Source organism: Plebeiibacterium sediminum, assembly GCF_026013605.1.
GTDB lineage: Bacteria > Bacteroidota > Bacteroidia > Bacteroidales > Marinilabiliaceae > Saccharicrinis > Saccharicrinis sediminus.
Genome location: NZ_JAPDPJ010000285.1, coordinates 1 through 545, shown reverse-complemented (window position 1 = coordinate 545; position 545 = coordinate 1). Strand labels below are relative to the sequence as shown.

1 protein-coding gene is annotated in these 545 nt (G+C 42.2%); it reads left to right on the top strand.

Annotated elements, in window-relative coordinates:
- A partial coding sequence (locus OM075_RS25490) for a hypothetical protein (RefSeq protein WP_301193377.1) occupies nt 1-545 on the top strand: 545 nt, incomplete at both ends.

Below are 545 nucleotides of genomic sequence, written 5' to 3'. Positions count from 1 at the left end.
GAAGCAGCAGATTTTGATATCAATACCTTCAATGAAGATATCCTTACTTCCGGCAGTGTAGCAGATTATACATTTGCATGGACAGGAACATTGGCAATTCCAGCTGATGGAACAACTGCAGAGGAAACCACTTTCAGAGCTGTCGTAACTGATAATGCTACAGGCTGTACCAGTGAAACTGAGGTTGTAATCACCGTTAATCCAGATCCAGCATTACAAGCCACAACTGCAACTTACTGTGCCGATGAGGCAGCAGATTTTGATATCAATATTTTCAATGAAGATATCCTTACTTCTGGCAATGTAGACGATTATACCTTTGCCTGGACAGGCACATTGGCTATTCCAGCTGATGGTGGTTTACCAGTCTCAACTACATTTAGCGCTGTGGTAACTGAAAAAGTTACAGGTTGCACCAGCGAGACTGAGGTTGTTATTACCGTAAATCCTGATCCTGCATTACAAGCCACATCTGCCACTTACTGTGCCGATGAAGCAGCTGATTTCGATATCAATACCTTTAATGACGATATTCTTATTTCAGG